Below are 19,903 nucleotides of genomic sequence, written 5' to 3'. Positions count from 1 at the left end.
GCTTCTCTTAGCCTACATTTCCTTCCCATAGAATAAATCAACCCTACCCCAGAATTGGGGGGTTGGGGGCTTACAGGTGTAGGTTTGTGGTTAAGCAATCAAGAAGAGGTGAGGGTAAGCGTTAAGGTGGGCTGCGGGATGAGTGGGGGCATCTCAATGGGAAGATGATGATACAAAATCAGCGGCAGCCAAAGTAAGCCCACCGCAAAGCAAGAGAGACGACGCAATTGTGGATGGCGAGGCGGTGGGCGATTGGGTCGAGGATTGCGACCGTTGGGTAAGGCTTGTTGTTGCAGTTCTACTTTGGTTCCGAGTGTGAGCATCCTTAGGGTGGCGACCGACATGGCTAACCCCATCCGCTCTGCGCGTTTTGGGTCGGTGATGCGTGAGGACTGCCCATGCCAGCCATCACTTTTGAAATCGCGATAGCCATCTTCAATCCACAGGCGGTAGCTGTCCCACAAGCCCTCGGCTTGGTCAGTCGGCAGGTCAGTGACCACGAACCACGGGTCAGTATCGCCTTCGTCCCAGCGTGCGACCAGGGGACAATCGAGCGGATTGGTGCAAAAGCACCGCTCCAAGCTTGACCGAGCCGAATCCAGTCTTTGAGCAATTGCCAGTCGCCATTGGGGAGAACTTGGATTGTCTTATTCGGGTGTTGATTGATCCGCAAGAACGGATGCCACCCGACTGCCCTGGTCGCGGCAAACAGCCAGTCGGCATACAAGCCTCGGTCAGCACAAACCACCACCCGCCAGTCCGGTGGAACCCCGCCAGCCAGTTGAGCGAACAACGGCTCCCAGTAGGGTTGCCAGCGATCCAGTTGATTCCCAGGCACAATTTGTCAATGCGATCCCAAAACTCCACACCCTTAATCCCGTCACTTGCGATAGGCTGAGGTTGCCAAATCATTCGCTGACAATCCGGTTCCAAGCTTTGAGCGAAGGGTCTTGTGGCATCTCTACTGCCTCCATACTGCTCTTCTTCTCATTATCGAATCGTTGGGGTCACTGCTCACACCTTCACCACAAACCTACATCTGTAGGGGTTGGGGGGCAGAAGCGCTGAAGAACGAAGCGGAAAACCTCTTATCGAATTCACGTTATTTTAGGACTGCTTGCGTAGCATAACCCCCCCCGTAGCTGCCCAAATCAAGCGCAGAACGAGGGGATTCTAAACTAGCCCTTCAGAAACTCAAGCAACGCCTGAGCATTCAAAAGTTTTGATTGCCCTCAGAAAAATCCTGCCCGATCGCAAGCTGCTTTTTACTTCTCTTAAGCTGTTTCCAAAGGGATTTAATTTCTCGGTAAGACTCTTCGGGTGTTAGCTTGCCCCCCGTCTCCAAACAGCAGACATAACTCACCTTCTGCGAAAACTCCTGCAAGTTTGCGTTAAAAACCAGGTTTTCAGGCTTCACCTCACCCCGATAACGGCTGAGAGGGTACAAAAAGTTGTGTTGATCTGCCATTGTTTTTTCCTTATCTACGATTGGTCAATCAGAGTTTCCTCGGTGCTATTTTTCCCCAATGTAAGCAGAGCATAGTATCAAATTGCCAACTTTAGCCAGCGATGATGCCCCGTGGGAAGTTTTCCAAAACGCAAGACTAAAACTGCGCTTTTACCCAAAGTTAACCTAATATTAACCTACTTCGTCAGAAACAATATCCATCCAAAGAAGTAAAAGAACTGCTCAGGTTACTCAAGGATTGAATCTATTTCTCCAAGGTGCTTTCTCGCTAACGATCGCCTGCACTACTTTGGCAATTCTCGAAACGCCGCCTGAGCCTCTCGCCGCAACCCTTCCGCAATCTTGAATAGCTCCAACCCTGTGTTGAGATGGTGATCATCGTAGTTGAGGCTAAAGTACTCTAGCTCTTCAATCCCGTCTGCCACCTGATTGAGACAATAGTAAAGATTGGCAGCCACACCCGCGACCGTCGGCGGATTGGGAAACGATCGAAACACCGTTTGCGCCTTACCCAACATCTGCCGACAGTCTTCGGTATACGCCTGAAACGCCTCCATCAACTCATCATCAAATGGGTCAGCCGATAGCTGCTTAATTTGCGCCCTCAAAGGACGAATAATTTGACCAAGTTGACGATTGACGGGCGTGTAGACCTTGTTTAGCCAAACCTTAAGGTGTTGATCAGAATCCGGTTCTGTTTGGCGTTTGCGTCGATAATGCGCTTGAGCGGCCGCATCGCGCTGTTGACGGTCTTCTACACTTTCTGCGCTGTAGCCTGCTGACCCCAATCGAGAATAGTAAGAGAGGTGGCGATCGTAAGAGTTGCGACTCTGGGGATCTCCCAATACTTCGTAAGCCGCGTTGATCTGGGTAATTTTGTCGTGATTTGCCGTTTGTGAGTTGCTGTCAGGGTGAAACAACTTAGCCAAACGCCGATAAGCTTGTTTGATCTCCGCTTGAGTGGCGTTTGGCTCAACGTCTAAGATTTGATAGTGATTCGAGTGTGCCATTCCCCCATTTTAAAGGGAGGAGGGAAGAGGGAGGAGGGAGGAAATTGAGAAGTTAGAATTTAATGATTTCCTCAATTTAGCCCACTGTAGAGAGGGTGAGTTCGGGGTCTTGAAAGAGGGCAGTGCTGAGATACCGTTCGCCAAAACTGGGTTGGATCATCACGATCAGCTTGCCTGCATTTTCGGGACGCTTGCCAACGTCGATCGCCGCCTTCAAAGCCGCCCCACTCGAAATTCCTGACAATAAGCCTTCTTCACGAGCCAAGCGCCGACTAAACGCGATCGCTTGATCATCCGAAACGGTGATTACTTCATCGATCAAATTCACATTCAACACAGGCGGAATAAACCCCGCGCCGATGCCTTGAATCTTGTGAGGGCCAGGGCGACCTCCCGAAATTACAGGACTGTTCGTGGGTTCAACAGCGATCGCCTTAAATGAAGGTTTGCGCTGTTTGAGAACCTCTGCCACACCTGTGATCGTTCCACCCGTCCCGACTCCCGCAACTACAAAATCAACTTGTCCATCGGTGTCCTGCCAGATTTCTTCGGCGGTCGTTTCTCGGTGAACTTTGGGGTTTGCCGGATTGCGAAACTGTTGCAGCATATAAGCATGAGGCGTAGTATCGACAATCTGCTGCGCCCGTTGAATACAGCCTCCCATCCCCTCAATTCCGGGGGTCAACTCTAACTCGGCACCATAGGCCCGCAGCATGGCTCGACGCTCAGAACTCATCGTTTCGGGCATCGTCAAAATTAGACGGTAGCCCTTCGCAGCAGCGGCCATCGCCAGCGCAATCCCCGTATTTCCAGAAGTCGGCTCCACCAAAACAGTTTTCCCAGGCGTGATCAACCCCTCATCTTCAGCAGCGGTGATCATGCTAATGCCAATCCGATCCTTGACCGAGGCAGACGGATTCATTCCTTCCAGCTTGACGAGAATTTGAGCCACACAGCCCTCGGCTTGCGGAATCCGATTTAGCTGCACCAGCGGAGTCGAACCAATCAGTTGGATGACATTTTGAGCAATACGCATAGGAGGTTTTGGGTGGGGAGCTAATTTCTTTAGGTGCTTTTTAGATGTAGTACATAAAATCGAGCTGCCGTCTGGAGTCACGGCGATCGCACAAATCTTTGAGTGTATATTTTTGCAAAATAATGTTAGCAGCTTGATGAGCTTCTTGCCAAATCTCAAAAATTACAGCACCTTCGAGGGTTTTTGTCTGCTTGGCATCACTATCTTTTTCGGCAGGCTTACCCTCCAAACCATCCAGGCAAGCGACGACATCCAGCAGCGTAATCTTCCAGGGTTCTCTTGCCAGAGTATACCCCCCTTTTGCGCCGCGCTGCGATCGTACCAGTCCGCCTCGTCTGAGGGTAGCCAGAAGTTGTTCGAGGTAGCGATCGGGAATGTTTTGTTGAGCAGAAATTTGCCGAATCTGCAACGGCTCACCACTGTCGTAGTGAACGGCCAGTTCGATCAGCGCCAAGATTGCGTACTCGCTTTTACACGAAAGTTCCACAGGTCAAATCCACGGTAAGAGGAAGATGGGCAAGTGATCCCCACGTTTCTAGTATACCCCGGTTTATCGCTGGGGTTTAGTTAGTTTGACGAAAAGCCCAAAAAAAGCCCCGTGTTACACGAGGCCTCGATCGAAAATTTATCAAAACGGTCTAGAACGTGAAGGTTGTCCGCACGGTGCCCACATAGGTCGTGTCGTTGGCGTTGTTGTGTTCTGGGTTAAAGATCACCAAAAGACCCGGTGTGATTGAGATGTTGTCGTTTAGCTGATAGCGGTATAGCCCTTCTAGGTGGAAGGAAGTCCCGCGATCGAGGCGACGGTTGCCCGTTAGCGGATCGTTGTAATCGGTGCTGGTCAGCTTAGGCGGCATCCCAAAGATAATCCCTGCCAGGTTGCCTTTTTTGCCCAGATCCGGGAACGCCAGCGCGACGGCCCAGTTCCAAAGTGAAGCGTTGTCGCCTTCAGCAGCTACCTGTCTCGCGGCCGCACCTGCACCCAACACGAGATTCTCTTCAGCCCGTGCCTCTGTGTAGCCAACCCAGCCAGCCAGCGCGATTCCGGGGGTGAGACGAATATTGCCTTGAACCCCGAAGTGGTTGCCAGTAGTAGGCGTTGCTGCAAAAGGACGATCGCCAAAGTCACTGCCGATCACACCAGCCAGCGGATTGTTGTTGGTGTCGCGGTTATAAGAGCGAACGTAAGTAAAGCCCAAGCCGATGTCTCTGGTCGGCTGGAAAGCAACCTGCGCCAGGAAAGCGTTGGAGCCGTTGAACAGACCGTTTTTATCAGTCGGATCGTTTGCGCCTCTGGCAGAAAAGCCTGCTGACACAGTGAACTGCTCACTTGGCTTAAAGTTGATGGTGGCACCCGCGCCCCCTGCACCTTGACGGTAGATAGGGTTAAAGCGACCAAAGCGCGAAATCGATCCTTGACCGCTACTCGCCAATAGCGGATTGAAGGTGGGAACGTTGTCGTAAAACTCAAGTCCAACTGCATCAACTTGGATGGTAGATCTGCCTAGCGGAAAGCGATAAAACGCTTTATCAATCTCTGCCTCATTGTCATCGTTACCGTCAAAGCTAGAGCGGGTCATATTGGTTCCCGTTACAGCGCGGCCAAAGGGAACAACGTTTCGGGCTTGGATGCGGGTCAACAGCAAGTCTTTGCCAGTAAAGCTGGTGTTTAAGGAGAGACGGACGCGATTGCTGAAGGTTGTGTTTTCTCGCACGTTAGCACCCGCACCCAGGAGTGCAACCTCAGCAGCCCGTGTGCTGATCCCCCGTTCAATTCTGCGTGAAGCATCTGAGTTGATCGCTGTCTCGTCACCGAGAGCGCCTGAAACCGCGAAAATGGCTTCTCCTCTCAGTTTGGTGGTGGTTGAGAACTGTTGTTTTTCTAAGGTGGTGGCGCGAGCTTCTAGAGAATCGACGCGACCGCGCAGGGTGGCCAATTCAGCGGCGAATTCTTCTTGAAGTTTTTGCAGAGTCGCCAGGTCTTCTTTTTTGACCAGATCTGCGGTAGATGCGGCGATTAGCTCGTTGACGCGATCGAGACAAGCATTCACCCCAGCCGCAAACTCAAAGCGAGTCATCGCCCGGTTACCACGGTAGGTTTTGTCTGGATAGCCTGCGATACAGCCGTAGCGCTCAACGAGAGATTGCAGTGCCTGGAAAGCCCAATCGGTGGGGCGCACGTCAGAAAGTTGAGAAACTGAGGTCACTTGACCCGCTTCGACGTTACCAGTGCCTTCGCTGCTGTAGGTTTTTACCTGGTCGAGAGAGGCCGCATCGGATTTAGACGTATCTGATTTGGTCGCATCGGAAAATTGAACGGGGACGGATGCGCTCAGGGGGGCAGCTTCTGGCTTAGGTGCGTCAGTTGCAGTTGCAGCACCTATGGTGATCAGTCCAGCGGAGACGGTCAGCGTAGCACTCAAAAGAGCCGGGGTCGCAAGCAGCGATTTCCACAAATTGTTAGACATAATTCACTTCCGTATTCACACCATTGAGATCGAGTCGCCTACAAATACCTGATGACACAAGAGGCAGTTGAGGAGGTTCTTAGTTTTCTTCCGGGTAGGGAGAAGTTACATGAACAGCCACAGTATAGCTCAGTACAATTCGCAATCCTTGAATGGTCAAAATTTCTAATCGCTCTTTTACTTACCCTGTGTGGGGATTGTAGCTCTCATGAGGATTTGTTATCAGAAGCTTTATTCATCAAATCTTTATAGATTAGGAAAGTTGATGAATAGAAAACAAGCAATTTTGCGAAATCTGAGCCGCGATCGCCCTCATTTGCTTCTAGATCTTTAGCCGACGATAGAGGTCGCGAGGCTTGAGATGAGTACGATCGCTAGAGAGTTGTCATTTAAAAACAGGAAACGATGAAATTTGTGACCGATCCACCGATCGCACTGAAGATTCAAAAAATGAAGGAGCGGGTGCGGTGGCAATCTTCGCCCATTCTCGGTCGTGGGATTGATCAAACTCGACTGGTATTGGCGGATCAGACAGATGATCCTGAGTTTTCGTTTTTAGTGATTGGCGACAGCGGCTCTGGGCAACATCGGGGCTATAGTCCTCAGCGACGAATCGCAGAACAAATGCTGGCTCACCGCAAGGATTGCCGATTTCTTTTGCACACAGGCGATGTGATTTATTTGGTTGGCTCCAGCGAGTTTTATCTCAAAAATTTCATTCAGCCATACCGAGAGTTTCTAGTCGGCGGAGAGCAGTACAAGCAGATTGCTCACGATCGCATGGTGTTTAATTTTCCGTTTCTCCCGGTTCCCGGAAACCATGATTATTATGACCTGCCGTTGTTTTATGGGTTAGCCATTCAAGCGACGTATCCGATTCGCAGGCTGTTGCAATCAAAGCTAGATTTTGACATGGGTTGGCACGGTTCTTTTCAAGGGAAGGCGTATGCTCAGGCGTTTCTCGATGTGTTGAAACCTTTGGAAGCGCGCGGTTTATTAGAGGAGCATCTCGATCGCCACTACACCGCTCAAACTGAGACAGGCCGCTGTTTGCGATATGAAACTGGCAAATTCACTCGATTGCCCAATCGCTATTACACCTTTCGTCAAGGCGGCGTTGATTTTTTTGCGTTAGATTCCAACACGTTTAATGAGCCTGCTCCGCTGCCAAAAACCGAGGAAGGACAGGAGTATCGCCGGACGCTAGAAAATCGCTACGCCGCTCTAGAGATAGAAATGCAGCAGTTGATGGAAGAGGCAGCCAAGCTCAATGAGAACCGTTCCGAAGAGAGCGATCGCCTGCATGACATTCGTACCAAGCTGGAGCAAACCGAAGAAATGCAGCGAGACATCAACAAACAACTGACGGTTGAGACGGTCGTTATCGACGTTGAGCAATTAGATTGGTTGTGCGATCGCTTGATTGAGTCGTGGCAAACTCCGGGTGTGCGGGGACGGGTGCTATTTTTTCATCATCCGCCCTATGTAACCGAGGCGACCAAGTGGCACCAGGCGCAAACGTTGGCGGTGAGGCGGGCGATTCGACAGGTGATGAATCGGGTTGCAAAAGCGGTGGGATCGCAGGCAGACGGCCGCCCGATCGTCGATCTCGTTCTCAACGGACACGCTCACTGTCTGGAATATCTACGCACGGTTGACACGGGTCATGCAGATGCCAACACCAATTGGATCGTCTGTGGGGGCAGTGGCTACAGTCTCCGGCGGCAGCGCATCGAAGGCGACAATGTAACCGAAAGTCTGGACGGCTCCTGGGAAGAAAAACTAGTTGCCAAATCCCAGTTGTTTATCGGGCGAGAAGGTCGAGGGTCGCAAAAGCACCGTCCCTATTCGTTTTTGAGAATTGACGTGCAGGCGGGAGAGCCAGTCAAGTTTGTCGTGCGGCCGTTTGTGTCAGAGCGGTTTATGGGCAAGTGGAGCGATCGCGCGTTGCCAGAGTTCACGATTTAGAGGCGAGATGACTTTAGAGGAAATGGCTCGGTTTCTCAATTGGTTTTTTGGCGTGCATCGGTATTCAGAAGAAGTGGGGGGGATCTATCGATCGTCCTCCCGTCCAGTTCATCGAGTCGGGTTGCTTTTGGAGCCGTTTCCAGAAATTTCAGCGTGGGTCAGTCACCAACAATTAGATGCGATCTTTCTGCATCGCCCCTGGAAGTTAGCGGATGATTTTCCAGTCGAGGTCGGCGTGATTTCTTACCATTTAGCGTTTGACGAACGGTTGGCCATCGGATTCAATCCTCGATTGGCGGAAGCGTTGTGTCTCTCTGATTTAGAGGTTTTGGTTGGGCAAAAAAGAAGGACGATCGATCGGCATGATTGGCAACGTTCCCATTCAAGAATTCACACAATGCTGTCAACAAGTCAGCGAAGTTTTTGAGGGTCTTAAGAAGAAAATTCCTCCTCAAAAAACCTCTGTTTCTAGAGTCGCCGTTGTGGGTGCGATGACCGATCCTCTGATTCGGGAAGCCTCAAAGCGAGGCGCAGCAGTCTACATCACAGGACAATTTCGATCGACGGCAGAGTCAGCGGTTGTAGAAACGGGACTGGGGATCATCGAAGTCGGCCATCAACGCTGTGAACGGTGGGGATTGCGATCGCTAGCAGGCGTATTACAAGAACGCTGGGGCGAATTGACCGTAGTTATGAGAGAGGATTTTTAATTTCAAGGGCACCAGATTTGCAAAACTCGTCCCATAATTTTCTGATTGAGCCAGGGCGTGTTGAGCGATCGCGACTTGAGGCTTTGGCGATCGACGATCCACTCCTCTTGCGGGTCAAATAATATAAGCTCGGCAGGTTGATCCGGCAGAATGGGGCTGATTTTTTGTCTGAGACAGTTGGCAGGACGATCGCTCAGACTGTGCCACAGATCCAAAGCTGACCATTGGTGCGTTTCGACAAAGGCTTGCCAGAGTAGAGGAAGGGCAAATTCGAGTCCGATCGCGCCCGTCGGAGCTTCTGAGAAGGCAACGGTTTTTTCTTCGTAGGTAAAAGGGCTGTGGTCGATGGCGATCGCAGCCAACGTCCCCTCTCGAACCGCTTGAATTAACGCAACTCGGTCAGCAGGATTGCCCAACGGTGGCTCAAGCCGCAGATTGGGGTCATAAGTGCCCAAAGATTTTGTATCAAACAGCAAATGCATCCAGGAAGTGCTGGCGGTGATGGGCAGTCCGCGAGATTTGGCTTGACGAATCAAATCCACTCCACGAGCGGTCGAAATTCGCATCAAGTGAACGGGGGTTCCAATGTCTGCCACACATTCCAAAAGCGCAGCCAGAGGAGCCGTCTCCGCAATCGTAGGACTCCCCGGCAACCCAAACCGCATCGAATTCGCTCCTTCTCGCACCACGCCATTTCCGACTAAGGAACGATCGCAGGCATACAGCGCGATCGGTTGATTCAAAGGGCCAAGATATTCGAGTAGGCGGCGCAGCAGAGCAGAGTTAGCGATCGGCTTGCCGTCAGAGAATCCAGTCACCCCACAGGCGGCGAGTTCTGCGAGTTCGGTCATTTGTTGACCTTGGGTGTCGAGGGTGAGAGCAGCCCAGCAGGAGAGGAGGGATGAGGGATGAGGGATGAGGGAGGAGTGGGTTTTGAGCCAGGTGACAGCGGCGGGGGTGTCGATCGCTGGGTTGGTGTCAGGCAAAATGTTGAGACGGGTGAATCCTCCGGCAGCGGCAGCCTGCATCAAAGATTCCAAGCTTTCTCGTTCTTCAAAGCCTGGCTCTCCGCTGTGACTATAGAGATCAATCAGCCCGGGCCCCAGTACCAACCCCTGAGAAGGCTGAATCTGCGTACCTGAAGGAAGGTCAGTTAAGTGGGGAGCGATCGCCCGAATCACTCCATTCTCCATCAACACATCCATCACCTGATCACTGTCAGCAACCGGATCGATCAGTCGGACTTGTTGAAGAAGCAGCATACCTAAAGCGCTCCTGCGGCCGTCTTGTCTAACACGCCCCCTAAATGAGTGGTGATGTTCATGGCTTGAAGCGTGGCAGGTGCGTCTACACCATATTGATAGTCGATGACGCTGACGGCTCCGTTGCCTTGCTTAAAGTTCCAGAAGGACTCTGCCCCCAAGCCCGCGACGTGACAGAGAATCGCCTTGTTGATCGCATCGTGAGCGACGACAAGAATCGTGCAGGGTTCAGGATGGGATTCTACGATCGCTCTCCACCCTGCGATCGCCCGCTCCCACACCTGCTGCAAATTTTCTCCTTCGGGCATCTGAACCGTTTCGGGATGCTGCTGCCACTGATGTAATAAGCCTGGATAAGAAGACTCGATTTCGGCTTCTAGCTTGCCTTCCCAGAGTCCGTGGCTGATTTCTCGCAGGTCGTCTCTCAGGTCTAGCGCTAGGTCAGAATGATGTTTGAGAATGATTTCAGCCGTCTCTTTGGGGCGCAGCATCGAGCTACTGATCGCGAAATCGATCGGCACCGATTTGAGAAATTCTGCGGCTTGGTGAGCTTGCGATCGTCCATTCTCATTCAACGGCACGTCAATTTGTCCTTGAAAGCGGCCTTGTCGATTCCAGTCAGTTTCACCATGTCGCACCAACAGTAGACGCGGGCCCTGACGATGGGGACGAGACTTGGGCAGCGTTTCGCCCAGATGAGACGTAATATTCAGCGACTCGATTTGTACAGGCTGACCCAACTCACCCGAAAAGTTGAGAACGCTAATCCCACAATTAGAGACTTGAATCTGTTGATAAGCTTCTGGAGGCAAGCCGATCGCCGTATTGATTAGCGATCGATTAATTCCACTGTGCGCCACGACTAAAATTGTCTGCCCAACCTGCGCGGGTAAAACAGCCTGCCAAAATTTCTGCGCTTGTGCATACACTGCCGGGATGGGAAAGAAATCTTCAACCCCTTGCTCTGACGGCACACTCATCTTCAGCAAATGGGGCTGACTGAGCCAATCGCGATACTCATCAGGAAACTTAGCCTCGACCTCAGAAAACAGCATTCCTTCCCAGAGCGGCAAACTAATTTCCTTAAGGTTGTCAGTTGTTTGCAGCGTTGGCGTGTCCTTTAAATTAGCCAAGATCAAGTCGGCGGTCTGTTTGGCTCGTTGCAGAGGGCTGCTATAAACCGCATCAAATGAGATTCCGCGCAACGCACTGGCCACCTGGACTGCCATGCTTTCTCCTTTTGCGGTCAGCAGCGACAAATCACAGTGACCTTGCACTCTGCGATCGACGTTGTAGCTACTTTCACCGTGACGAACCAGTATGACGCGAGTAGTCAAGCAGAATCCTCCTTAAGTGAGTAGAAAGTGAGGAGTGAGTAGAAAGTGAGGAGTGAGAAGTGAATGACAGAAGGACGAAAGAATGCCCAAAAGAAATGACCTGAACGTGACCCAAATCCTTATTTCAACCCCTCACGCCTTATCCCTCACGCCTCACCTCTTCTTGCCAGGAAGATTCTACCCTGTCCCGCGTTCCCCTTACCATTTCTGCTAAGTTTGTCCACAGGGGCACATGTCGCACTGATGAGGAAAGTTCATGACGGTGAAGCGGTTACTTTTGGGCGCGTTGACGGTATTGGCAATCGTACTCGTAGTCGGAGATCTGATCAGTAGCTGGAACCGGCCCCAGTTTAACAATCGGCTAGAACTCTATGAAACGGATCTGTTGCTTCAAGCGTCCCAATGGCGAGGTGAACCCGATGCCGAGACGGCCCGAAGGGCGCTGTCAGGCGTTGATCCCCTCAAAACGGCGCTAGAGCAATATCAGAAAGCTCGTGAAAGTGCCCAAAAAGCGGTGGATGTGACGAAAGCTCGGTTAGGACAGCCCGTTCCAGAATCCTCGATCGTTCAAACTCCCCCCGCAACTCAAAAACAGCTTGCTCGACAACAATCGTTTGTGGATGAGGTGGATCTGAGAATTGGACTGTTGCAAACTCAGCAAGAAAAAGTTAACCAGGCGCTCAAAACTTGGGAACCGATCGCCGATCGCTCTTCCACCGCTTCAATTCTCACTGGATTATGGAGTGACCCGCCGCGCTTAATTCCCAATGCCGAGGCTCAGATTCAAAAAAACCTCAACGGATGGTTTCGCTATCGCGCGTTGAATCAGCTTTATCAGTTACAGCAGCGATCGGACGCAATTCGTCAACTCGAAGTCACAGAACAGCAGATCGCCAAACAAGCCTTTTTTAAATGGGCGATCGCCAATCTGATTCCGACGGCTTTGGGCTTTTCGGGGTTAGCGCTGCTAATTTTCTTGATTGGTCAGTGGTTAGTGCGAGGCAAGCAAGCGATTCTTTCGGGCACTAATCAGATCACCTGGACGACTCCCTGGGACGGCGAAATCGTCTGGCAAGTGCTGGTGGTTGGCTTTTTCTTTGTCGGGCAAATTCTCTTACCCCTGGGTATTCAAATTGTCCGGGATCAGCTAAAACTCAGCCCCGAAGCCTTTGGTGAACGAGGAAAAGCGGCTTATTTTTTGATTACCTATCTGCTTCTATCGTCCGGCGGCTTAACCGTTTTATACCTGTCGATCAAGCCTTTTTTGCCGCTTCCCGATGGCTGGTTTCGCGCCACTCTTAGAGGCAAATGGTTTTTGTGGGGATTTGGTGGCTATTTGGCGGCATTTCCTTTAGTGATCATTGTTTCGTTATTAAATCAGCGAATCTGGCAGGGGCAGGGAGGCAGCAATCCGATTTTACCGATCGCCCTCGAAGGCAAGGACACGCTAGCGATCGCCACCTTTTTTATCACCGCAGCGATCGCGGCTCCCATTTTTGAAGAAATCCTGTTTCGCGGATTTTTGTTGCCGTCTCTGACGCGCTATTTTTCGACCTGGCAAGCGATTTTATTGAGCAGTTTTCTGTTTGCGATCGTTCACCTCAGCTTGTCAGAAGTCCTGCCCCTAATGACGTTGGGCGTTGTCTTAGGATTTGTCTACACTCGCACCCAAAATATTCTCGCTTCAATGCTGCTGCACAGTCTGTGGAATAGCGGCACCTTGTTGAGTCTATTTATTTTAGGCAGTGGTTCTCAATGAAGTGATTTGGCAAAAACGCTTAATCTCAAAAGCTCATGTTTCATCAGGTTTCTGTAGAAAAATCTTCGGAATTAACGTCCCAATTAACCCATCGAATGGCTTCTTTTGCAGAATTCATATTAGGAGGTACTCGCAAAATGTGAATAAATTGAGTGCTGGGACAGGTCATCTTTAGGAGAAAAATTGGCTCAACGTCGATATTAGAATCAATTTTTAGCAGTGAATATTCTCGCCATGAATCTAACTCGATCGCACCCAGTTCTTGATAAATTCGTTCATAACCTACGCCCTCAATTAACACTCGCCTAAGTTCAGCGTTTCTCTCAGATAAAAGCCACTCTGCACGCCATTGATTTGGATGCAACTTACCATAGGTTTCTGGTAGCGTAATGCCGTGATGGGCATATAGCCTAAAGCCATCTGCGTACTCTAAAGCTGGCTCTCCCTCGGCATGAAGGCGGTCTTGATTATCTAATAAAAGTCGAATGGGACGATCGCAAACTAAACAAGCATTGTCTGCAAAAATGACCCAACCACACTCCTGCTTGACGCTTTGAAAGGCTGACCACTTCGCTTGATCGATCTCACAATTCAGCACAGAAACGCAAAAGTCTAGCCAAGTACAAAAATCATAATTTTCTTCGGTAAGACTGTTTCTAAAAAATGCAGTAATTAACCAGGGTTCTTTGTGCCGTTCCCAGAGCCAGTTAATTAACCGAGGTCGGAACTGAATAAAGGGTGAAGTTGGCCTGCTGGGATCGCTCAACTCAATCCACAGTTTACGAATGAGCGGCTGAGTGAGTTGTTTTTCGACTAAAGGTGACAATTGCGCTCTAAGGAAGCGCGTTAGAGGATGACACAATCGATAATCGAAGCAGAACACAACCGGCTTTTCGAGAACCATTACCAGAACTTGAATCAAAGACAGCACCAAACAGACAATCAGCAGAATCGCCCCCAGATGCAGAAACTGCGGAGACTGCATGAATTGAGGCAAACCGATTGCTGTAAGAAAGGCACCAACTACAAACAGCGTTGCAAACAAAGACCATGCCATGAACAGGCAAAAACCAGTGAGAGCAAGGTTAGGAAAAAAAGTTGATGAACCAATAAAGTTTCTTACTTTCCACCATTACTTAGTGCTTCTTTTGAGAGATTTTTTGAACAATTGAAACGCTGAGGTGTGACCTTCAAAAAACAGAATTTCAGGTGCAGATTTGCTGATCGCTGCATACAAATCTCTCACCGCTGCTGTGGCTTTTTCACGGTCGATCGGCTCAGTTCTATACTCAATGCGTCGCCATTTTTCTCGATAGATTGAAAACTGACTCGCTTGCTCCGGAGTAAGTTGTTTAATCTGCGACATAGCGCCATCCCTCTGGCTCATATTCGCGCTGAATCCTCACCATCCAGGAGCCTTGCGGAATGTGAACGGGCTGATGTTCTTCGTGAGTCAAGGTCGCTGTTTCGGAATCAATTCTCAAATACAAAACGCCGTCTTGCTCAAACAGAATCGCTTTGCCGTCGCTGATGCGGTGTCTGTGTCCCGTCACTTCGCCTTCTGCCAGCGTCAAATGAGGCAACCTTTTGCCCTGAATCTGCTGGGTTGGCAATAAAATCACGTCGCCTTGTCGAATCGGTTGCATAAAATCTCCTTTGAAGAATAAGGAAGCAAACAGTCGATCGAGCTTTGACACGTAACTCTAAATCTCAAAAATCTTGAAAACTCAAGCTGATTCTAATCAAAATTACTGACCTTTCTCCACTCATTGCCTCGGCGAAAATAGATTCCCTAAGATTTAATTCGTAAAATTTCTCCTGATTTGTAAAATTCACTCCGTAAAACTGCGATAGCCCGGTAGTCTTCAGAGTTTCGCGGGCACACTGAGATGGAATGTTATCAATTTACTCAAACCTCACGAGGCTTATATGACCACTGGAACCTCCAACGACGCAAACAAAAAAGTTACGGCTGGCATTTGCGGAATTTTGATCGGCGCTTTAGGCATTCATAAGTTCATTTTGGGCTACAAGACAGAAGGGCTGATCATGCTCTTGGTGAGTGTTTTGACCATCGGAATTGCCTCTCCCATCATGGGCATCATTGGCTTAATCGAAGGCATCATCTACCTGACAAAAAGCGATGATGAATTCATCAGCACCTACATTTCAGGCAAGAAGGGCTGGTTCTAGCACGGGTAGAAATCCTGGTTTTATCTCATTGCCGTTCTGCAAGACATGGAGCCAGGGTTTCCGCTTTTCTTAGATTGCTCAGTCCTCACTCAACGCCCCACCATGAATAAACCTAAAAAATTACTGTCGATCGCCTTCTTCACCCTGCTCGGTGCCGGATATTTCACTACATTTTCTAATCTGGAAGTTGACTTTTTTATCAAAAATTATCTGATTTTGGTGCCGATTCAGCTAACGGCGCTGATTTACTGGTTCGGTTGGCAACGCACCTCTGCCAAACCTGAGATTGAAAAAAATTAAGATTTTTCGGACGATCGCACAAAACTTCATCTACGCTCAAGAAAGGAGTCATGTTGATGTTTACGCCGCGATCCGATGCAAACCACGCCCAAACCCGTTGACCACTCTTCAGAAACGATTACGCTCGATGTCAGTGGCATGATGTGTGCTGGCTGCGTCAAAACGGTCGAAACTCAGCTTAGTCAACAGCCAGAAGTCATTACCGCAAGCGTCAATCTGGTCACCGAACTCGCCACCGTCGAATGTCGATCGGGAACCGATGCCAAACTGCTCGCCGACAAGCTAACCGAAGTTGGATTTCCGAGTCAGCCGCACGGTTTGCAGACCGAAGACTCCACATTTGTTGACCCCACAGAACGGCGACGCATCGAGGCAAGACAACAAACTCGACGACTGACGATCGCCCTCTGTCTGCTAATTTTCTCGACGATCGGACACCTCAATCAGCTACTTGGCATTGAGATTCCCCTTCTGACCAACATTTGGTTTCACTGTGGATTGGCAGCGCTTGCGCTATTGGTGCCGGGGCGATCGATGATCCTCGATGGTTGGCAAGGTCTGCGCCGCAACGCGCCCAACATGAATACGCTCGTCAGCCTGGGAACTATCACCGCCTTTACGGCCAGCTTGATTGCGCTCCTTTTTCCACAGCTTGGTTGGGAATGCTTTTTTGACGAACCTGTGATGCTGGTCGGCTTTATTCTCCTCGGTCGGACGCTAGAACAGCAAGCCAAAGGTCGCGCCGCTTCCGCAATCCAGGCCCTCTTAGCTCTCCAGCCCCAAACCGCCCGCCTCATAGAACGAGAAGCCCAACCTCCTCACGCCTCACCCCTGACTCCTCACGCTTTTACCGAAATCGCCGTCGATCGCGTTCAACTCGGTCAATGGCTACAGGTGCTTCCCGGTGAAAAAATCCCCGTTGATGGAGAAGTGGTCGTCGGGCAGACAACTGTCGATGAATCGATGCTGACAGGGGAGCCTGTGCCCGTACAGAAACAACCCGGCGATCGCCTCTCGGCTGGCACGCTCAATCAATCAGGCGCGATCGCGCTTCGGGTTACTCGGATTGGCAAAGACACTACCCTGGCTAAAATCATTCATCTCGTCGAAGATGCCCAGGCGCGCAAGGCTCCCATTCAACAGCTTGCCGATACCGTGGCGGGATACTTTACCTATGGCGTGATGGCGATCGCCCTGCTCACCTTTCTCTTTTGGTACTTTGTCGGCACTCAGGTTTGGCCAGATGTCTTGATGGCCAGCAGATCCCTGGGGAGCGAACATGCGCTGATGCACACCGTGATGTCTCACGCGATCCATCCGACTCCACTGCTTCTGAGCCTCAAACTGGCGATCGCCGTTCTAGTGATCGCCTGTCCCTGTGCGCTCGGATTGGCCACCCCTACCGCCATTCTCGTCGGTTCAGGAATTGGAGCCGAACGGGGACTGCTGATTCGAGGAGGCGACGTGTTGGAGCGAGTCCATCAATTGGATACGATCGTCTTCGACAAAACAGGAACCCTAACGATCGGGCAGCCCACCCTCACAGACTGCATTCCGCTTGATGAAGGCTCAGATCTGCACGAGCGACAAACGGCCCTACTTCAAATCGCCGCCACCGTTGAGAAGGGCACCCGACATCCTTTAGCAGACGCAATTCTCAAAGCCGCCCAACAACAAAAGCTCCCGTTACTCACTGCTCAAAACTTTCATACAGAGCCAGGGTTCGGTGTGTCTGCCCAGGTGGTGCTGTCTCCTGAAACTCCTCAAACGATCTGGCTGGGAACCTTTGATTGGATGCAGAAAAATGGGATCTGCGTCAGTGATGCTCTGCAAACTCAAGTAAAAACCCTTTCAGCCCAAGGGAAAACCGTAGTCTATCTGGCAAATCACACCACCCTAATCGGACTCATCGCCGTCAAAGACGAAATCCGATCGGATGCCAAAGACACGATCCAAACCCTACAAGCGATGGGACTGCGCGTTATGATGCTCACGGGCGATCGTCCCGAAACCGCCCAACTTGTCGCCCAGATGATCGGCATTCCCCCCGAAAACGTCTTATCAGAAGTCCGCCCCCAACAAAAAGCAGAAGTCGTGCGATCGCTGCAACACTCATCTTTCCCTCCTCCCTCCTCCCTCCTCACCTCAGTCGCAATGGTCGGAGACGGCATCAATGATGCCCCAGCCTTGGCCCAGTCCGATGTCGGAATTGCCCTCCAATCCGGAACCGATGTCGCCGTTGAGACAGCCGGGATTATCTTGATGCGCGATCGCCTCTCTGATGTTGTGGGTGCAATTTGTCTCAGCCGTGCAACGTTTGGTAAAATCCAACAGAATTTGTTCTGGGCATTTGCCTATAATCTATTGGGGATTCCTATCGCGGCAGGTGTTCTGCTTCCCAAGTTTGGGATTTTACTCAGCCCAGCAGCGGCAGGTGCTTTAATGGCGTTTAGCTCTGTGAGCGTGGTGACTAATTCTCTTTTACTACGGCAGGCTTTTTCTACGCCTCAGCAGTAAGGCGACCGCCCCCCTCGCGTCTCGGATGAAAGCCCAGTTTTCTACTGTCAGGGTTAACTGTTAATAACTAAATAGTGCATCTGCCACCCGACTGTTTTAGTCTCTTGAGGCGTATGTCGGTTCAGTAATTGCACTGAGTCCTCCCTTAAGCAGTCGGGTATCTTAGCTCAGTAGGTTGCACCTCAACTTTAGTCACCTAGCCACCTATCAGATTTTTCATGCCCTCAGAACCGCATCAAAATCATCTCATCATTATCGAAGACGACAAAGGGCGACGAGAATTTGTTCTCGATGGGCCAGTGTATTCGATCGGTCGAGACCCTAAGTGTGACATTCGTCTGGTGTCGCAGTTTGTTTCGCGTCGTCACGCCACACTGTTGCAACTGCCTAACGAGGATGGCACCTATTATTATCGAATCGTCGATGGCAACCTCAAAGGCAAGCCGAGTGCCAATGGTCTATTGATCAACGGTCGCAAACTGCAAACCCACGATCTCCATAATGAAGATGAGGTTGTCTTTGGCCCTCAAGTGCGGGCGATCTACTACCTGCTCAAACGAGACGCAATTTTGACGGTGCCGCCTGATGAGTTTGATATTACGCTGATCAGCCCCAATATGGTGGGCGACCCAGAAGATTGATCCTTTACCTTTCAAAAATCTGAGCAGAATTGGGTTTCACCATTAAGTTCAGGCATAGAAAGGTTAGTGCTGCGGCGGGTTAAATCTCTCATAAAGGAGCAGCGATCGCCCTTAGCGACCCACGACTACAAGACTTTTCAACCCAATGTTCGACTAGATGAAATTGACAATTTATACTGTCAACTAGTGAACTTAATTTTTGATTAGGACGCTAAAGGATTTATTCGCTGGTTTTACAATGCCTTCAGATCCTCACCAAAGTCACCTGCTGATCATTAAAGATGACGTGGGAGAGCGATCGCTTCCCTTGGAGCAAACTCGCTACTCGATCGGCAGAGATCCCACTTGCAATATTCGACTGATCTCACAGTTTGTTTCGCGCCATCATGCCACCCTAGAACAGAGATTTCACTCCGATGGCAGCTTCTACTACCACATTTCTGACGGCGATTCTCAAGGGCAACCGAGCGCCAATGGGCTATTGATCAATGGTCGAAAACTGCGATCGCGCGATCTAGAAAACAAAGACGAAGTGATTTTTGGCCCTCACGTCCAGGTCGTCTACTATCTGTTCAAGCGAGAGGGCTTCCACACCACGCCGCCCGATGAATTTGAAGATATTACGTTGATCAATCCGAGGACAGCGGGGCAACTTCCAGAGGACTACGACCAAAAAGACTTTAAGAAAGTCTCAGACGACGGTGAAGAAGAGCCAGAGGAGTTAAAAGATTTGTAAAGACGAAATCACTGAAGCGAAGCGGCTTCTGAAGCGATCGCTGCCTTTGTTAGCCGCCGACGGTTTCTATCAGTTTCCAGTGCTGGTTATCGCTGACAGCGCGGCTGACTTGATTAAACATTTGACGACAGTGATTGTCTACTTGAAGTGGCAATTCTTCATTTTTAATCACAAAATTCATCCGAATTTCTTCGTCTGTTGCAGTCGTTTTGTCGATCAAAACTTCAACCGTCACCAACTTTGGAAATGAGACTTGACCTGGCACCTCGCGCGCCATCATATAATCTCCGGTGTCATAGATCACGTCTAAATTGCAGGACTCCAGGGTCTCATTCAACACTCGCGGAAGGTTATTGACAGAAATTGCGACGGTGAACAAACAAGTATAACGAGCCATAATCAACCCCAAGCGTGCGATAAGCGAATCCCTACCCATGATACGTTCCTAACCTGCGTTTGCAGAATGCTGCTTAGGACAATCTCATGACAAGATTCAAG

22 protein-coding genes are annotated in these 19,903 nt (G+C 50.4%); 9 read left to right on the top strand and 13 right to left on the bottom strand.

The window, feature by feature from the left end:
• Nucleotides 1-98: 98 nt before the first annotated feature.
• From ACJ2PR_RS07165 to ACJ2PR_RS07135, 7 genes are all read right to left on the bottom strand, one after another.
• On the bottom strand, nucleotides 99-344 hold the full coding sequence (locus ACJ2PR_RS07165) for a hypothetical protein (RefSeq protein ID WP_446876519.1): 246 nt from the start codon (nucleotides 342-344) through the stop codon (nucleotides 99-101).
• A gap of 2 nt (nucleotides 345-346) precedes the next feature.
• Nucleotides 347-838: a hypothetical protein gene (locus ACJ2PR_RS07160; protein ID WP_446876518.1), complete on the bottom strand. Its 492-nt coding sequence runs from the start codon at nucleotides 836-838 to the stop codon at nucleotides 347-349.
• A gap of 375 nt (nucleotides 839-1,213) precedes the next feature.
• Nucleotides 1,214-1,468: a DUF7219 family protein gene (locus ACJ2PR_RS07155; RefSeq protein WP_446857540.1), complete on the bottom strand. Its 255-nt coding sequence runs from the start codon at nucleotides 1,466-1,468 to the stop codon at nucleotides 1,214-1,216.
• A 284-nt stretch (nucleotides 1,469-1,752) separates the two neighbouring features.
• Complete coding sequence (locus ACJ2PR_RS07150; RefSeq protein WP_446876517.1) at nucleotides 1,753-2,478, bottom strand: J domain-containing protein; 726 nt, start codon at nucleotides 2,476-2,478, stop codon at nucleotides 1,753-1,755.
• Between the two features lie 76 nt (nucleotides 2,479-2,554).
• Nucleotides 2,555-3,514, bottom strand: a complete 960-nt coding sequence (gene cysK, locus ACJ2PR_RS07145) for a cysteine synthase A (protein WP_446876516.1) — start codon at nucleotides 3,512-3,514, stop codon at nucleotides 2,555-2,557.
• A 40-nt stretch (nucleotides 3,515-3,554) separates the two neighbouring features.
• Nucleotides 3,555-4,001: an RrF2 family transcriptional regulator gene (locus ACJ2PR_RS07140; protein WP_446876515.1), complete on the bottom strand. Its 447-nt coding sequence runs from the start codon at nucleotides 3,999-4,001 to the stop codon at nucleotides 3,555-3,557.
• A gap of 151 nt (nucleotides 4,002-4,152) precedes the next feature.
• A complete protein-coding gene (locus tag ACJ2PR_RS07135) occupies nucleotides 4,153-5,982 on the bottom strand; it encodes an iron uptake porin (RefSeq protein ID WP_446870592.1) in 1,830 nt (609 codons plus the stop codon).
• 405 nt (nucleotides 5,983-6,387) lie between these two features.
• On the opposite strand from ACJ2PR_RS07135, the gene ACJ2PR_RS07130 reads away from it, so the two are divergent.
• The 3 genes from ACJ2PR_RS07130 to ACJ2PR_RS07120 are packed head-to-tail and all read left to right on the top strand — an operon-like array spanning nucleotide 6,388 to nucleotide 8,660.
• Nucleotides 6,388-7,950 carry a metallophosphoesterase family protein gene (locus ACJ2PR_RS07130; protein ID WP_446876514.1) on the top strand — a complete coding sequence of 521 codons (1,563 nt, stop codon included), beginning with the start codon at nucleotides 6,388-6,390 and terminating at the stop codon, nucleotides 7,948-7,950.
• Between the two features lie 7 nt (nucleotides 7,951-7,957).
• Nucleotides 7,958-8,377, top strand: coding sequence for a hypothetical protein (locus tag ACJ2PR_RS07125; protein WP_446876520.1), 420 nt, complete (start codon nucleotides 7,958-7,960; stop codon nucleotides 8,375-8,377).
• Entirely contained in the window at nucleotides 8,283-8,660 is a 378-nt protein-coding gene (locus ACJ2PR_RS07120) for a Nif3-like dinuclear metal center hexameric protein (RefSeq protein ID WP_446876513.1), read from the top strand. Before ACJ2PR_RS07125 ends, ACJ2PR_RS07120 begins: the two co-directional genes overlap by 95 nt.
• Before the next feature lie 2 nt (nucleotides 8,661-8,662).
• On the opposite strand, the gene ACJ2PR_RS07115 is transcribed toward ACJ2PR_RS07120, so the two are convergent.
• Complete coding sequence (locus tag ACJ2PR_RS07115; protein WP_446876512.1) at nucleotides 8,663-9,922, bottom strand: dihydroorotase; 1,260 nt, start codon at nucleotides 9,920-9,922, stop codon at nucleotides 8,663-8,665.
• 2 nt (nucleotides 9,923-9,924) lie between these two features.
• On the bottom strand, nucleotides 9,925-11,259 hold the full coding sequence (locus tag ACJ2PR_RS07110; RefSeq protein ID WP_446876511.1) for a histidine phosphatase family protein: 1,335 nt from the start codon (nucleotides 11,257-11,259) through the stop codon (nucleotides 9,925-9,927).
• A gap of 256 nt (nucleotides 11,260-11,515) precedes the next feature.
• On the opposite strand from ACJ2PR_RS07110, the gene ACJ2PR_RS07105 reads away from it, so the two are divergent.
• On the top strand, nucleotides 11,516-13,018 hold the full coding sequence (locus ACJ2PR_RS07105; protein ID WP_446876510.1) for a CPBP family intramembrane glutamic endopeptidase: 1,503 nt from the start codon (nucleotides 11,516-11,518) through the stop codon (nucleotides 13,016-13,018).
• Nucleotides 13,019-13,061: 43 nt separating this feature from the next.
• Here ACJ2PR_RS07105 and ACJ2PR_RS07100 read toward each other — a convergent pair whose 3' ends face one another.
• The 3 genes from ACJ2PR_RS07100 to ACJ2PR_RS07090 form a co-directional block, all read right to left on the bottom strand.
• The gene (locus ACJ2PR_RS07100; protein ID WP_446876509.1) at nucleotides 13,062-14,075 is read right to left on the bottom strand and encodes a DUF6745 domain-containing protein; all 1,014 of its coding nucleotides are present in this window, start codon (nucleotides 14,073-14,075) and stop codon (nucleotides 13,062-13,064) included.
• 75 nt (nucleotides 14,076-14,150) lie between these two features.
• On the bottom strand, nucleotides 14,151-14,384 hold the full coding sequence (locus ACJ2PR_RS07095) for a hypothetical protein (protein ID WP_446876508.1): 234 nt from the start codon (nucleotides 14,382-14,384) through the stop codon (nucleotides 14,151-14,153).
• The gene (locus ACJ2PR_RS07090; RefSeq protein WP_446876507.1) at nucleotides 14,371-14,664 is read right to left on the bottom strand and encodes a hypothetical protein; all 294 of its coding nucleotides are present in this window, start codon (nucleotides 14,662-14,664) and stop codon (nucleotides 14,371-14,373) included. The genes ACJ2PR_RS07095 and ACJ2PR_RS07090 overlap by 14 nt, the downstream gene beginning before the upstream one ends.
• Nucleotides 14,665-14,947: 283 nt before the next feature.
• Between ACJ2PR_RS07090 and ACJ2PR_RS07085 the strand changes: the two genes are divergently transcribed.
• From ACJ2PR_RS07085 to ACJ2PR_RS07065, 5 genes are all read left to right on the top strand, one after another.
• Complete coding sequence (locus ACJ2PR_RS07085) at nucleotides 14,948-15,211, top strand: TM2 domain-containing protein (RefSeq protein ID WP_446870600.1); 264 nt, start codon at nucleotides 14,948-14,950, stop codon at nucleotides 15,209-15,211.
• A 102-nt stretch (nucleotides 15,212-15,313) separates the two neighbouring features.
• Nucleotides 15,314-15,511: a hypothetical protein gene (locus ACJ2PR_RS07080; protein ID WP_446870601.1), complete on the top strand. Its 198-nt coding sequence runs from the start codon at nucleotides 15,314-15,316 to the stop codon at nucleotides 15,509-15,511.
• Nucleotides 15,512-15,586: 75 nt separating this feature from the next.
• Nucleotides 15,587-18,028: a heavy metal translocating P-type ATPase gene (locus ACJ2PR_RS07075; protein WP_446876506.1), complete on the top strand. Its 2,442-nt coding sequence runs from the start codon at nucleotides 15,587-15,589 to the stop codon at nucleotides 18,026-18,028.
• A 218-nt stretch (nucleotides 18,029-18,246) separates the two neighbouring features.
• Nucleotides 18,247-18,669: an FHA domain-containing protein gene (locus tag ACJ2PR_RS07070; RefSeq protein WP_446857528.1), complete on the top strand. Its 423-nt coding sequence runs from the start codon at nucleotides 18,247-18,249 to the stop codon at nucleotides 18,667-18,669.
• A gap of 238 nt (nucleotides 18,670-18,907) precedes the next feature.
• Nucleotides 18,908-19,405 carry an FHA domain-containing protein gene (locus tag ACJ2PR_RS07065; protein WP_446876505.1) on the top strand — a complete coding sequence of 166 codons (498 nt, stop codon included), beginning with the start codon at nucleotides 18,908-18,910 and terminating at the stop codon, nucleotides 19,403-19,405.
• A 49-nt stretch (nucleotides 19,406-19,454) separates the two neighbouring features.
• On the opposite strand, the gene ACJ2PR_RS07060 is transcribed toward ACJ2PR_RS07065, so the two are convergent.
• Nucleotides 19,455-19,802, bottom strand: coding sequence for a hypothetical protein (locus ACJ2PR_RS07060; protein WP_446857526.1), 348 nt, complete (start codon nucleotides 19,800-19,802; stop codon nucleotides 19,455-19,457).
• Nucleotides 19,803-19,903: the final 101 nt, after the last annotated feature.

Source organism: Phormidesmis sp. 146-33, from assembly GCF_052939515.1.
This window is presented reverse-complemented; position numbering and strand designations above follow the sequence as displayed.

Excerpts from the sequence above, each read along its gene's own strand:
- ACJ2PR_RS07150 (WP_446876517.1), bottom strand. The coding sequence starts at position 2,478 with ATGGCACACTCGAATCACTATCAAATCTTAGACGTTGAGCCAAACGCC.
- ACJ2PR_RS07095 (WP_446876508.1), bottom strand. The coding sequence starts at position 14,384 with ATGTCGCAGATTAAACAACTTACTCCGGAGCAAGCGAGTCAGTTTTCA.
- ACJ2PR_RS07130 (WP_446876514.1), top strand. The coding sequence starts at position 6,388 with ATGAAATTTGTGACCGATCCACCGATCGCACTGAAGATTCAAAAAATG.
- ACJ2PR_RS07100 (WP_446876509.1), bottom strand. The coding sequence starts at position 14,075 with ATGGCATGGTCTTTGTTTGCAACGCTGTTTGTAGTTGGTGCCTTTCTT.
- ACJ2PR_RS07070 (WP_446857528.1), top strand. The coding sequence starts at position 18,247 with ATGCCCTCAGAACCGCATCAAAATCATCTCATCATTATCGAAGACGAC.
- ACJ2PR_RS07105 (WP_446876510.1), top strand. The coding sequence starts at position 11,516 with ATGACGGTGAAGCGGTTACTTTTGGGCGCGTTGACGGTATTGGCAATC.
- ACJ2PR_RS07085 (WP_446870600.1), top strand. The coding sequence starts at position 14,948 with ATGACCACTGGAACCTCCAACGACGCAAACAAAAAAGTTACGGCTGGC.
- ACJ2PR_RS07080 (WP_446870601.1), top strand. The coding sequence starts at position 15,314 with ATGAATAAACCTAAAAAATTACTGTCGATCGCCTTCTTCACCCTGCTC.
- ACJ2PR_RS07115 (WP_446876512.1), bottom strand. The coding sequence starts at position 9,922 with ATGCTGCTTCTTCAACAAGTCCGACTGATCGATCCGGTTGCTGACAGT.
- ACJ2PR_RS07155 (WP_446857540.1), bottom strand. The coding sequence starts at position 1,468 with ATGGCAGATCAACACAACTTTTTGTACCCTCTCAGCCGTTATCGGGGT.
- ACJ2PR_RS07165 (WP_446876519.1), bottom strand. The coding sequence starts at position 344 with ATGTCGGTCGCCACCCTAAGGATGCTCACACTCGGAACCAAAGTAGAA.
- ACJ2PR_RS07125 (WP_446876520.1), top strand. The coding sequence starts at position 7,958 with ATGACTTTAGAGGAAATGGCTCGGTTTCTCAATTGGTTTTTTGGCGTG.
- ACJ2PR_RS07065 (WP_446876505.1), top strand. The coding sequence starts at position 18,908 with ATGCCTTCAGATCCTCACCAAAGTCACCTGCTGATCATTAAAGATGAC.
- ACJ2PR_RS07075 (WP_446876506.1), top strand. The coding sequence starts at position 15,587 with ATGCAAACCACGCCCAAACCCGTTGACCACTCTTCAGAAACGATTACG.
- ACJ2PR_RS07135 (WP_446870592.1), bottom strand. The coding sequence starts at position 5,982 with ATGTCTAACAATTTGTGGAAATCGCTGCTTGCGACCCCGGCTCTTTTG.
- ACJ2PR_RS07090 (WP_446876507.1), bottom strand. The coding sequence starts at position 14,664 with ATGCAACCGATTCGACAAGGCGACGTGATTTTATTGCCAACCCAGCAG.
- ACJ2PR_RS07060 (WP_446857526.1), bottom strand. The coding sequence starts at position 19,802 with ATGGCTCGTTATACTTGTTTGTTCACCGTCGCAATTTCTGTCAATAAC.
- cysK (WP_446876516.1), bottom strand. The coding sequence starts at position 3,514 with ATGCGTATTGCTCAAAATGTCATCCAACTGATTGGTTCGACTCCGCTG.